The following is a 12,802-nucleotide window of genomic DNA, read 5'->3' on the forward strand; positions in this document are numbered from 1 at the left end:
GTGTCGTTTTGATCAAGCAGGTCAAAGCAACCGGTAGGCCAACCGCGCTGCCGCGCGCGCCGTGCGTCTGTCCTGGTCGAGCGACGGATTGTATTCGGCAATATCACTTGCACGCAGTTTGCCCGATGCATGTATCCGCCGAATCATCGCCTCGACCACCGACAACGGCACGCCCAACACCGCGGGCGCCGACACGCCCGGCGCCGTGGAACCCGGCAGCACGTCGAGGTCGATAGTCAAATAGATATCGTCGGTTGCATCGATCAACTCGTCCAGCTGGCCTAGGCGTTGCGCCAGTTGCGCTTCCTGCATGTGGATATCGAGTACGTATTGAACGTTGAGCTGCCGTGCGCGTACGAACAACGCGGCGGTGTTCGCAAGATCGCTGATGCCAAAACACACATAGTCGAACGGCACGCCCCGTTCGGCGCAATCGCAGGCGATCTGATCGAACGGCGTGCCCGAGTTGGCAGGCCGCGTCTGCCGCAAATCAAAGTGTGCGTCGAAGTTGATTATCAAAAGTCGACGCTCGCTCGCGCTGCCCAGATGCGCTCGCAGACCACAATATGTGCCCCACGCGACTTCATGGCCCCCGCCAAAAACCAGCGGCCGGCCGCCGCGTGTGAGCACCGTGTTCACCACATGGCTCAGTTCGGCTTGTGCGCTTTCAAGATCGCCGTCGTTGCAAACTACATCGCCTGCATCGCATATGGTCTCGATCGCCTTCGCCGGCAAACCGGCCAGCGCACGCCGCAATTCCCTGGGCGCATGCGCCGCGCCGCTGCGTCCCTGATTCCGCGATACACCTTCGTCCGAACCAAAGCCGATGATCACCGGCGTGTTCTTTCCAACCGTCCGCTCGTGAAACGGCGCGACCTGGTTGAAAACGCGTCGCGTGTCGCCGGGTTCACCGTCGTCGGTACGGCCGCGCCATGCTTTTTCGTCGAACGGAAATCTCATGCGCGCGACAGCACCGCTTGCAGGAAAGCACGTGTGCGCGGTTGCGACGGTGCCGAAAATATTTCCGATGGCGGCCCGGCTTCGACAATCACTCCGCCGTCCATCACGACAACCACGTCCGCGACTTCCTTGGCGAAGCTCATTTCGTGCGTGACGACGACCATCGTCATGCCTTCGCTGGCAAGCAGCTTCATGACCTGCAGCACCTCGCCGACGAGTTCGGGATCCAGCGCGGACGTGGGTTCATCGAATAGCATGACGCGCGGCTGCATTGCCAGCGCACGGGCAATCGCGACACGCTGCTTCTGACCGCCCGACAAACTCGCGGGCATCACATTCGCCTTGTGCGCCAGGCCGACCTTTTCCAGCAACGCGAGCGCAGCCGCTTCGGCGTCGGCCTTGCTCGCCCCGCGCAGCATCCGGGTGCCGACAGTAATGTTATGCAACACCGACAGATGAGGAAACAGATTGAACGACTGGAACACCATGCCGACTTCCGTGCGCAACTCGTTGAGCGAACGCTCTTTGAGCATGACGCCCTGGTCGACCAGACGATGACCGCAGATATCGATGGTGCCGCCTTCCGCTTTTTCCAGGCCATTGCAGCAGCGCAGAAAAGTACTCTTGCCGGAACCGCTAGGCCCGATGACCACGACGACTTGTTGCGGCTGAATGTCGAAGTCGATGCCGTTGAGCACGACGTGCGAGCCGAACGATTTGGTCAGCCCGCGAATCTGGACAATGGGTTGAGTTGAAGTGTTCATTGCACCATTCCTCCTGCACGCAAGCGATGTTCGACGCGGTGAAGCGCGTAGTTCGTCGCCTGGGTCAACACGAGATAAACCAGCGCAATGGCCAGATAAACTTCGAGTGAACGATACGACACGCTGATGATTTTTTGCCCTTCATGCATCAGGTCGTTAATGGTCAGCAAAGACACGAGCGCTGAGTTCTTGATCAACGCAATGAACTCGTTCCCGAGCGGCGGAATCATGCGCACGACTGCTTGCGGCAGAATGATTGCGCGCATGGCCTGCCCTGAAGACATGCCTATGGAGCGCGCCGCTTCCATTTGGCCACGATCGACCGACTGAATCGCCCCGCGCACGATCTCGGACACATACGCCGCCGAATAAAGCCCGAGTCCCAAAACGCCGCACAAAAACGCCGGCAACATGATGTTGAACTGCGGCAAGCCGAAGAACAGCAAGAACAACTGCACGAGCAACGGCGTGCCGCGGAAGAACGTCAGATACGCGGTGCACAAGCCGTACACAATGCGGCGTTGCGGCGCGAGCCGTCCTATGCCGATAAGCAATCCGAGCACGCAGCTCAGCAAAAGCGCGGCTGCCGTCACTTCCACCGTGGTCGCGGCACCGTGCGCGATGTCCGCCCAGCCGGCGATAACCGGCGAGAAATCGAGTTCCATTTTGATGACTCGCGGTTATTGCGCGGTCGCGCCGAACCACTTCTTGACGATCGCCGCATAGGTTCCATCCGCCTTGATCTTCGCCAACGCGGTGTTGAACGCGGTCTTCAATTCGGGCTCGTCCTTGCGCACGGCAATCCCGTACTCTTCGGTCGTCAGTTGCTTGTCGAGCACTCTGAAACCAGGGCGCGTCTTGGCGAGTTGCAGCGCGGCCGGCTTGCCGGTCACCGCGCCATCGGCCCGGCCGATTCCGACCAGGTCGAACATTTCCTGGTTCTTTTCAACTTCGACACGCGTAATTTGCGGGTAGTTGTCACGCAGGAAGTTGACCGACTTCGTGCCGACTTGCACCGAAACCTTCTTGCCGTTGAGATCGGCCACGGTTTTTATCGGCGAGCTGCTTTTCACCAGCGCCACCAGTCCGCCCGCGTAGTACGGCTCGACGAAATCGATCACCTTGCTACGCTCGTCGGTGATGTAGATAGCGGAGATGGCGGCATCGAAACGATGTGCGATCAGCCCCGGAATCAACCCCTTGAAGTCGATGTCGGTCCATTCCACGCGCGTGCCCATTGTCTTTGCAAGAGCGTTCATCAGGTCGACGTCGAAACCGGTTCGCGCGCCATTCTCGCTGAACTCCATGGGCGGGAACGTGGCGTCGGTGGCAACGCGGATGACCGCCGGGGTTTGCGCCGAAGCGGTGCCCGGCAACGCAGACAATGTCGCGGCCAGCGTGAGGCACGTGAGAGCGAGCAGTCGTTGAAGCTTCATAATCAGAACTCCTTGAGGATTGGGACAGCGGTGGCTAAATTGGGTCAGTCGGTTTGCATGTGTGCGGAAATTGCACGCGCCGTTCGCAACGTGGCGTCGATAAACTGGTTTTCGCGGCCGGCCGCGCGCGTGGACGGCGCCATCAACGTAATCGACGCGCTGCTGCTGGCGGCACGTCCGGCGCGATGGTAAATGGGCACGCTCACGCCCCACACGCCTGGATCGATCTCACTGTCGCTGACGGCAAATCCTTGAGCGCGAATCTGTTCAAGCTCGGCTTCGATTGCGGCGCGCTCGGCATCGTTGTTGTGAAACATGCTGTCCAGGACCTCCGTGCGCGCCTTGTCGGCCATGAACGCCAAAAGTGATTTCGCCGATGCACCCGCCTTCAACGCCACGGCGCGGCCCTTTTCAAACGAGCAACGCAGCGAATGCCTGCTGTCGATCATCTCGAGACACATCACCTGGTTGTTCACCGCGACGACCAGCCCGATGCTCTCCTGCGACAAGTGCGCGAGCTGCTGCATTTCGCTGCGGCTCGCCTCGACCAGCAGCGAGTTGACGTCGAACCCGAGCGCCAGTTGCAGACTGATTGGCCCCGGCGCGTAATAGCCCGCGTTTTCCGCAACGAAGCCCCAGCGCTTGAGCAACGCAATTTGGCGATATAGGGTGCTTTGCGCGAGGCCGGTCATGCCCAGCAGATCTTTCACGGACATTGCCTTGCCATGACTTGCGAGCGCGGACAGCACGAGCAGAACGCGTTCTGCGCCGGTGACACTCTTTTCCGGGTCCATGAGCAGTTAGCAACGAAATGGCGATGAAGAAGAATGCCGCAGAATTCCCAAATTTCAAAAATACGATTCCCAATGGATGGGAATTTATTGAAGGGGTTTTCCCGATCGATGAAATAAAAATCGCCGGGAGCGCCAGCGACCAGGAACGCGATCCCGCGTCGGCCCGAAACATTACGCCTACCTTTCTTAAATCTTAATATTCTCAATTTCCGTAAAAGTGTTTATCGGAGGCCCGCGGCGCGCCTGTCAAAGTGGACGGTCATAATCCCACCCCTCAAAGACCGATCGCCATTTGGACACTCGATAATGAAAACCATCGGCATCTCCCCTGCCCGGCGTGCGTTTCTTCGCGATGCACTTGCCATGGCGCCCGCAGCCGTCGCCGTCACAACCGGCGTGGCCGGTTCTACGCTCGTGAATGCGGCCAAGCCGGAACCTTACAAGCCCGCCTATTTCAGCGCCGCGGAATGGATCACGCTCAATGCGCTGGTCGACCGGCTGATTCCCGCCGACGCACAAGGCCCGGGCGCGATCGAAGCCGGCGTGGCCGAGTTCATCGACTTGCAAATGAACCAGCCGTATGGATTCGGCGCGCTCTGGTACATGCGCGGCCCGTTCGCAAAGGACGCGTCGCCGCTCATGGGATATCAGCTCGAATTTTCGCCACGCACGCTGTATCGATCGGCGCTCGCGGGTTTCGAAAAAGCCGTCGCCGCCAGCCACAACAAGTCGTTCAACGATCTCGACGATGCCGCCAAAGATGCGCTCGTTAGCGAACTCGAACACGGCAAGCTGATGATCGGCGACGTCCCGCCGGCCGACTTCTTCGCGCAGTTGCTGCAGAACACGCACGAAGGCTATTTCTGCGATCCGAAACACGGCGGCAACAAGCACATGGACGCGTGGCGAATGATCAACTTCCCCGGCGCCCGAGCGGATTACGCGGACTGGGTGGAACAGTACGGCAAGCGTTATCCGTTGCCGCCGGTTTCCATCGGCTGATCCGTTCGCTGATTTTTCGCGTGATTCTGGAACCGGTTCCAAGCCGTGCTTCCCGACGATACAAGGACAAAACCGCATGGCCGATTTAAAGATGAAGCCCGTCGACGCAGTGATCGTCGGCTTCGGCTGGACCGGCGCCATCATGGCGAAGGAGTTGACGGAAGCCGGCCTGCACGTGGTGGCGCTCGAACGCGGCGCGTATCGCGACACGTACCCCGACGGCGCGTACCCGAAGACGCTCGACGAACTCACGTATCTGCAACGCTGGAAGCTGTTCCAGGACATGTCGAAGACGAGCTTCACGTTCCGCCATTCCCTGAACGACACCGCGTTGCCGTATCGGCAGATCGGCGCATTCAAGCCGGGCGAAGGCGTGGGCGGCGCGGGTCTGCACTGGTCGGGGCAGCACTGGCGCGTGTATCCCGAAGAACTCAGGCTCAAGTCGCATTACGAGGAAAAATACGGCCGCAAGTTCGTGCCCAACGGCATGACGCTGCAAGACTTCGGCGTGACGTACGAAGAGCTGGAACCGCACTTCGATTTCGTCGAAAAGATGATGGGGACTTCGGGCCAGGCGTATCGGGTGAAAGGTCAGATCGTAGCGAACGGCGTGGGCAACCCGTTCGAGGCAAACCGGTCGGACAACTTTCCGCTGCCGCCGCAAAAGACGCCTTACACCGCGCACTTGTTCGAACTCGCGGCGCGTGAAGTGGGCTTTCATCCGTTCCAGGAACCTTCGGCGAATGTTTCGCAACCCTACACGAATCAGTATGGCTGCCAGATGGGACCGTGCAACTTCTGCGGCTTTTGCTCGGGTTTCGCTTGCTACAACTATTCGAAGGCTTCGCCGAACGTCAATATCCTGCCCGCGCTGAAACAGGTGCCGCTGTTCGAATTGCGATCGAACTGCAACGTGCTGCGCATCAATCTCGACAGCAGCAAGAAGAAAGCGACAGGCGTGACGTACGTCGACATCAAGGGCAATACCGTCGAGCAACCTGCCGCGCTCGTGATTGCCAGCACGTTTGCGTACAACAACGCGCGGCTGTTCCTGCTCTCGGGCATTGGCAAGCCTTATGACCCGAAGACTGGCGAAGGCGCGGTCGGCAAGAACGTCGCTTACCAGACCATGTCCACCGTGCGCTTGTTTTATGGGCCGGGCAAGAACACGAACGGGTTTATCGGCGCGGGCGGCAACGGCGTGGCCATGGATGATTTCAATGCCGATAACTTCGACCACGGGCCGCTTGGATTCGTTGGCGGCGGGCCGGTCTGGTGCAATCCGGCTGGCGTGAAGCCGATCTCCGGCATTCCCGTACCGACCGGCACGCCCAAGTGGGGCGCGCAGTGGAAAACCGCGGTCAAGGACAACTACACGAATACCGTTTCCTTCGACGTCCACGGCGCCAACATGGTCTACGCCGACAACTATCTCGACCTCGATCCGACTTACACCGACAGCTTCGGCCAGCCGCTTTTGCGCTTCACTTTCGACTGGAAGGACAACGATATCCGCATGAGCCAGTACGTCACCGGCCAGATGCAGAAAGTCGCCCGCGCGATGAACCCCAAGTCCATCCAGACCAGCGTGATGAACATTGGCGATCACCTCGACCTGCGGCCGTATCAAACCACGCATTGGGCGGGCGGCGTCGCGATGGGAACCGACCGCAACACGAGCGTGCTGAATCGCTATTTGCAAAGCTGGGACGTGCACAACGTTTTTGCGGTGGGATCGGGCGTGTTTCCGGTGGGTATCGGCTATAACCCGACGGGACTTGCAACCGCGCTTGCCTACTGGTCGGCAAAAGCGATCCGCGAACAATACCTGAAAGACCCGCGTCCGCTGGTCGATGCCTGAGGCGAACACCATGACACTATTCACCCGGGTCTCGAGCGGACTCGCTCTTGCTGTTTCCGTCTCCTTCGCCGCACACGCCGCGCCCCTCAACGCCGATCAAGCCCAGGTCGCGCGCGGCGAATATCTCGCGCATGCGGGCGATTGCATCGCGTGCCATACCGCGCATAACGGCAAGCCGTTTGCCGGCGGTTTGCCGATCCAGACACCGCTCGGCAAGATCTATTCGACCAACATCACGCCGGACACAAAGACCGGCATCGGTACGTGGAGCTACGAGGATTTCGCCGCGCTGATGCGGCATGGCGAAACGAAGTCCGGTTACGCCGTTTATCCGGCGATGCCGTATCCGTCGTACTCGCGCGTGAACGATACCGACATGCACGCGCTCTACGCCTTTTTTCAGCACGGCGTTGCGCCTGTCGAGCAGGACAATCGCGGGAACGACATTCCGTGGCCGCTATCCATGCGATGGCCGCTGAAGATCTGGCGCGCGGCATTTGCACCGGCGCCCGCTCCTTACACGGACACCGCGAGCGACAGCGCATCGATTACGCGCGGCGCCTATCTGGTCGAAGGACTCGGTCATTGCGGCAGTTGCCACACGCCGCGCGGCGTCGGCTTGCAGGAAAAAGCGCTGACCGGCAACGACTCGTCCATTTACCTCGCGGGTGGCGGCGCTATCGACGGATGGATTGCACCGTCGCTGCGTAACGAAAACGGTGGCGGCCTGGCGGACTGGAGCGAAGCGGATATTGTCGAGTTCCTGCGTAGCGGCCGCACGCCGCGGACAGCGTCGTTCGGCGCAATGAACGACGTGATCGTCGATTCCACGCAATACATGACCGACCAGGATCTCGCGAGTATTGCCAAGTATCTGAAGTCGATGCCCGCGCGAAGAACCCAGGCGAAGCCTTACGCCTACGACTCCGCGATCTCGCGCGTGCTGTACGCGGGTCGAGTGCCGCCCACGCCCGGCGCGCAGATTTATCTCGACCGATGCGCGGGCTGTCACAAGTCGAACGGCAATGGCAACGGCAAGGCGTTTCCGGCGCTGGCGGGCAACGCTGTGCTGCAGACATCGAACCCGACATCCGCGATACACATCGTGCTTTCCGGTGGTGCCATGCCCGCAACGCGCACGGCGCCGTCAAGAATGACCATGGCGCCTTACGCCGATGTACTGAACGACCAGCAAGTGGCGGACGTGGTGTCGTTCGTACAGACGAGCTGGGGCAACACCGGCGGCAAGGCGACGGCGAAGGACGTCGCGAAGATCCGAAAAACGGCGCAGCCAGTGAGCGCCGAAGGATTCTCGATGGCCGAGCCGGAACTGCATCACGCCGCTCCCGAAGATCAGGCGTCGGGAGGGAAGTAGCAGCGACTCGTTGGCGTTGGTGAAAAGCTGCCGCTATCGCGCGGCAGCGACTGCGTGGAACGACGGCATGTCGGCTACCTTCCGGTCCGGCCGAATCCAGAGCGTCAGGATTGCGCCCACCAGCAGAAACCCGATCGCGCCCGCAAACGGCAACGTCCAGCTTCCCGTACGGTCGATAATCGCCCCGAACACGATCGGCGAAATAATGGTCGCAATGGCCGCGCCGAAATTCAGCATGCCGCTCGCGGTGCCCGCTTCGCGCGGCGCGACGTCCATTGGAACAGCCCAGATCGGACCGATGGTCAGTTCCAGAAAGAAGAACGCCGCGCTCAGGCAAAGCGTGATCGTCATGACATTGTGGCTGATGAGAACCGGCACGAAAAACGCAAGTCCGCCGAGCAAGCTCACGGCAATCACGCCCTGCCGCGCCAGCGTAATGCGGCCGGTGCGTTTGAGAATGAAGTCGCTGATCAAGCCGCCCGATACATCGCCGAGCACGCCCGCCAGAAATACGCCCGACGAATAGATGGCCGAACTTTTGATGTCGAGATGTTGCGACTGCATGAAGAAGATCGGCATCCAGCTGAAAAACAGCGTGTTCGACCAGACCATGCAGAAGTAGACGGCAATTGTCGGACGCATGCGTTTGAGGATCGCCCACCACGAAGCGCGCGCATTAACGTTGTGGCGCTCGGGCACATCGAGCAGCGGCAGGAGCGCGAGTTCATCGGCGGACACGCCTTTATGGCGAGCCGGATCGTCACGATAATAAAAAATCCAGACAACGAGCCAGATCGCCGTCAGTGCGCCCACCACCACGAATGCCGCGCGCCACGAGTGCCATGCGATCAGCGCGACGACGACCGGCGGTGCGACCGCGTTTCCAAGCCGCGAAAACGAGTGCGTCAAACCCTGCGCCATGCCGCGCTTCGGACTCGGAATCCAGTTCGCTATCGCGCGTGCCTGAGCTGGCAGCGCCGCGCCCTCCCCCACGCCGAGCAACAGCCGGACAGCGCAAAGAGAAGCCAGGCCTCCGACAAATCCCGTCAGCATGGTCGCCACGACCCAGATGCCCGCACATGCGATCAACGTGCGCCGCGCGCCGAAGCGGTCGGCCATCCAGCCGCCCACGAGCTGGAAAATGGCGTAGGTATATCCGAATGCGGAAAACGCGACACCGAGAGTCGTATTGCTTAGCCCGAGCTCGGCTTTGATCGGCCCGGCGGCCGCCGCAAGATTGACACGGTCGAGATAGATGATGAATGACATCGCGCAGAACATGACGAGCATGTTCCGGCTGACGTGTGATTGCGTCCTCAAAGCTGTCTCCTGATTTTTTATACCGTGCTGTCAGTCGGGACTGGCAGTCCGCGCTGGCGGTCCACGCTGGCGGTCCGCGCTGGCAGTCCGCGCTGGCAGTCCGCGCTGGCAGTCCGCGCTGGCAGTCCGATTATTGCGATTCAGGTTCGACTATGCTTCCAACGCGCGCAACGGCGCCATCAACCTTTCAGCGCATCAGCCTTCACGAATTGTCAACGCGGCGGCAGCGATACACCGGTGAGCGATGCAATGACGCTGTCCGCCGCAAGCGCAAGCGATTGTCTCGGCTGATGACACAGGACGAAGCGGCGCGCGGCCCAGTCATCGCCTAATGGCAAGTGGTGAAAATGCGGCGCGTTTGCGATCAGTTTCGCCACGGCCTCGGGCATCAGGCCTATTCCGATCCCCGCGGCAATCATCGCGGCCATGCTGTCGAAGCTGCCAACGCGAATCCGCATTCTGAGCGGCTTCTCGGCACGCGCGGCGAGGCGTCCGAGCGTGATCGTCACCGACGCCCCTTCCGTCAAGCCGATCAGTTCATGCTCGAACAGGCTGTCTATGGTGACGGGTTTTCCGCAAGCGGCATCGAGTGCAAGCGGATGATCGCCGAGCGTCACCACGCACAGCCGGTCATCGCGATAATGGAGCGTTGGCAACTCGACCGCACTCACCGAGCTCTCGAATACGCCAAGGTCCGCCACGCCGCGCTGGACGGCACGCACCACGCCTTCGCTGTTCATCTCCTGCAAGTCGATATGAATGTTCGCGTTCGCTGCGTTGCAGGCGCGAATGTCATCGGGCAGGAATTGCAGGACCGCCGACGTGCACGCGGCAATCCGCACGATGCCGCGGCCGCCATGCAGGAAAGCGGCAGCGTCGTCCTGCATCCGCTCGACCGCGTGCAGCATGCTGCGCGCGTGGGCAAGCATGGTCCGGCCGGCGTCGGTCAGGGTCATGCCGTGTGGGAGCCGGACGAAGAGCGCGAGGCCGAGTTGCTCCTCCAGGTCGCGGATTCTGCGCGATGCCGCCGCCGGCACCAGATGCAGCGCCGCCGCCGCACGCGTCACATTGCCGAGTTCCGCGGTGGTGGCAAAGAGCCGTAGTGTGACGAGATCGAAACGCATCGCGCCGATCGGGTTGCGCGATGAGCCCGATGGTGCCGCTGGCGCGGAATTGATTGCTAAAGAGAGTGAGGCGTCTTTCTTGGATTGAGTAGGCATGTGCGCGATAAGCCGTGATTGAAACCGCCAGAATCAACTCCAGCGGTTTTCACGGATAGTACGACGCCTGCGCGCAATCAGGCCGAAAGCGAGGCTTGCAAGCTCATCGCCCGCGCGCCTTGCGGCTGCCGAGTCCCATTCGGCAAGCAAGATCAAACGCGTTGCGCATGGCGGTCGTTTGCGCAATCCCCTTCCCCACGATGTCGTAGGCGGTTCCATGCGCCGGCGTTGTCACGGGGATGGGCAAGCCACCCTGAACCGTTACGCCGATATCGAACCCAAGCAACTTGGTCGCGATCTGGCCCTGGTCGTGGTACATCGTCACGATTCCATCGAGCTGGCCGGCGCGCGCGCGCAGGAAAATGGTATCGGCGGGAAACGGGCCTTCGGATGCGAAGCCATCGGCAAGCGCCAGCTTCATTCCCGGCTCGATGATCTCGCCCTCTTCATTGCCATAGTTGCCGTTGTCGCCGTTGTGCGGGTTCAAGCCGCATACACCGATGCGCGGCGACTCGACGCCGGCGTCCTGCAACGCACGCGTCAGCATGCCAATCGCGCCCGCTACTTTCTGCGGCGTCAGAAGGCCGGAAACCGCCGACAACGGCACGTGCGACGTGACGCGCGCCGTCCACAGGCGATCGAGCACGTTGAATTCGCCACATGTGCCCGTGTAGTCGAGTTCCTTCGCGAACCAGCGCATTTCGTCTTCTTCCTGCATGCCGCCGCGACGCATCGCGCCTTTGTTGAGCGGGCCGAAGCAAAGGGCATCGGCATCGCCATGCGTGACCAGCCGCGTCCCGACCCGCAGCGCCTCGAGGATGAATGCGCCGTTTTCCGCGCCCGCGACGCCTGGCTCAAACGCGCCTTGCGAACCTGGCCAATCGATGATGTCGAGCCAGTCCGAAGCTTGCGGCGCAGCAATGTTCTTGGCCGATGCGGCAGCTTTCAGCGCGGCGTCATTACCAATCAGCGTCACGCGCGCCACTTCGCGGATGGATGGATCTGCGAGCAGGCTCACGATGATCTCAGGACCGATACCCGCCGGGTCGCCAATGGCAAGCGCGATATGGGGAAGGCGCTGCGTGGCGGGCGTTGCTTGAAGAACGTTGCTCGTTGGGCTGGTTGTTGACATCGCTTCGATCCTGTTTGATTGCGGAGCCACATGGGCGCTGGCAGACACCCACTATGCCGCGCGTGTGGGGACGCGACCAGCATCGAATCGCAGCAACAGGATTCGCGGAACGTGAACGCCAGGGGTGGATGTTTGGGGTCTTCGCTGATCTATACGTATTTGGGGTGTGCGGTTAATGCGCGGCAGGTAGCCGTAATGGATCAATTTGTGTTGGCTGAACCCGACGGCACAGGTTCGGATTCAAAGGGAAAGCGGTCGAGGGCCGAAGGAGGGCTAGGTAGGCACCGCGTCAATGTCGTAAATAATTCCGTGAAAACGTAGCGTTTGATACGAACACTGCTTTTATCGCGCTTTGGGTCGATACATCGTAGATTTTGGCGAAGCGAACGTCATTTCTAAGCGGTAATCGATGAAAGCTCGTGAAACAGTTTAGGTTTTATAGCGTAGATCGTTGATTGTTATACGTTAAATCATATTAAGGAGAAATTTGCGATGTTCCACGGGCGACAATTTGCTGGCGAGATCGAATTACCGCGTGGGATCGCTGATATTGGAAACCGCCCTGCCCCGTCTACGTCGCATCCGCCCAATCATTGATGTGTGGCCCTACTATCTATGGAAGTTGCACGGGCGCACTTCCATCGCGGTGTGGTTCTCGAAAGTCGATGCTTGTCGTGCTGATACTTCGTCGAGCACTTCAACGCAAAACACTGCACGAGATTTAGGGTTTTTAGTACGCATGTTGGCTGGCCAAAAAGGTTAGCTTCGTGCGTATTCCGCCTTTAATCGTCTTCAACCATCGAACCCTCGGTGAGGGAGCGACCAGGTCTCCTTTTAGCCGTTTTGACCCATGCTGTATGTAAACACAGTGGTCGCGACAAAAAAATGACTGCTTGGTTGCTGGCTTTCTTTCTTGCTTGATTGCCTGCGTACTGATT

12 protein-coding genes are annotated in these 12,802 nt (G+C 60.3%); 4 read left to right on the top strand and 8 right to left on the bottom strand.

Annotated elements, in window-relative coordinates:
• Positions 1-21 precede the first annotated feature (21 nt).
• From hutG to ASG35_RS12155, 5 genes are read right to left on the bottom strand one after another with little or no spacing between them, the layout of a single operon-like run.
• Positions 22-960 carry a formimidoylglutamase gene (gene hutG / locus ASG35_RS12135; RefSeq protein WP_056356899.1) on the bottom strand — a complete coding sequence of 313 codons (939 nt, stop codon included), beginning with the start codon at positions 958-960 and terminating at the stop codon, positions 22-24.
• Positions 957-1,724 (bottom strand): amino acid ABC transporter ATP-binding protein, encoded by a 768-nt coding sequence (locus ASG35_RS12140; RefSeq protein ID WP_056356900.1) that lies wholly within the window; start codon positions 1,722-1,724, stop codon positions 957-959. The genes hutG and ASG35_RS12140 overlap by 4 nt, the downstream gene beginning before the upstream one ends.
• Positions 1,721-2,389, bottom strand: a complete 669-nt coding sequence (locus ASG35_RS12145; protein WP_056356914.1) for an amino acid ABC transporter permease — start codon at positions 2,387-2,389, stop codon at positions 1,721-1,723. The genes ASG35_RS12140 and ASG35_RS12145 overlap by 4 nt, the downstream gene beginning before the upstream one ends.
• 15 nt (positions 2,390-2,404) lie before the next feature.
• Positions 2,405-3,160, bottom strand: a complete 756-nt coding sequence (locus ASG35_RS12150) for a transporter substrate-binding domain-containing protein (RefSeq protein ID WP_056356917.1) — start codon at positions 3,158-3,160, stop codon at positions 2,405-2,407.
• Between the two features lie 44 nt (positions 3,161-3,204).
• Positions 3,205-3,954: an IclR family transcriptional regulator gene (locus tag ASG35_RS12155; protein WP_056356919.1), complete on the bottom strand. Its 750-nt coding sequence runs from the start codon at positions 3,952-3,954 to the stop codon at positions 3,205-3,207.
• A gap of 23 nt (positions 3,955-3,977) precedes the next feature.
• Between ASG35_RS12155 and ASG35_RS12160 the strand changes: the two genes are divergently transcribed.
• The 4 genes from ASG35_RS12160 to ASG35_RS12175 all read left to right on the top strand — a co-directional run bounded on the left by ASG35_RS12160 (position 3,978) and on the right by ASG35_RS12175 (position 8,192).
• A complete protein-coding gene (locus tag ASG35_RS12160) occupies positions 3,978-4,151 on the top strand; it encodes a hypothetical protein (protein ID WP_156393127.1) in 174 nt (57 codons plus the stop codon).
• A 109-nt stretch (positions 4,152-4,260) separates the two neighbouring features.
• A complete protein-coding gene (locus ASG35_RS12165) occupies positions 4,261-4,956 on the top strand; it encodes a gluconate 2-dehydrogenase subunit 3 family protein (protein WP_056356924.1) in 696 nt (231 codons plus the stop codon).
• Between the two features lie 76 nt (positions 4,957-5,032).
• A complete protein-coding gene (locus ASG35_RS12170) occupies positions 5,033-6,817 on the top strand; it encodes a GMC family oxidoreductase (protein ID WP_056356926.1) in 1,785 nt (594 codons plus the stop codon).
• Between the two features lie 10 nt (positions 6,818-6,827).
• Positions 6,828-8,192 (top strand): c-type cytochrome, encoded by a 1,365-nt coding sequence (locus tag ASG35_RS12175; protein WP_082508364.1) that lies wholly within the window; start codon positions 6,828-6,830, stop codon positions 8,190-8,192.
• Positions 8,193-8,225: 33 nt separating this feature from the next.
• On the opposite strand, the gene ASG35_RS12180 is transcribed toward ASG35_RS12175, so the two are convergent.
• From ASG35_RS12180 to ASG35_RS12190, 3 genes are all read right to left on the bottom strand, one after another.
• Positions 8,226-9,512, bottom strand: coding sequence for an MFS transporter (locus ASG35_RS12180; RefSeq protein ID WP_327019646.1), 1,287 nt, complete (start codon positions 9,510-9,512; stop codon positions 8,226-8,228).
• 212 nt (positions 9,513-9,724) lie between these two features.
• On the bottom strand, positions 9,725-10,732 hold the full coding sequence (locus ASG35_RS12185) for a LysR family transcriptional regulator (RefSeq protein ID WP_235527520.1): 1,008 nt from the start codon (positions 10,730-10,732) through the stop codon (positions 9,725-9,727).
• A gap of 103 nt (positions 10,733-10,835) precedes the next feature.
• On the bottom strand, positions 10,836-11,864 hold the full coding sequence (locus tag ASG35_RS12190) for a 4-hydroxythreonine-4-phosphate dehydrogenase PdxA (protein WP_056356935.1): 1,029 nt from the start codon (positions 11,862-11,864) through the stop codon (positions 10,836-10,838).
• Between the last annotated feature and the right edge of the window lie 938 nt (positions 11,865-12,802).

This window comes from Burkholderia sp. Leaf177 (assembly GCF_001424345.1).
Taxonomy (GTDB): domain Bacteria; phylum Pseudomonadota; class Gammaproteobacteria; order Burkholderiales; family Burkholderiaceae; genus Caballeronia.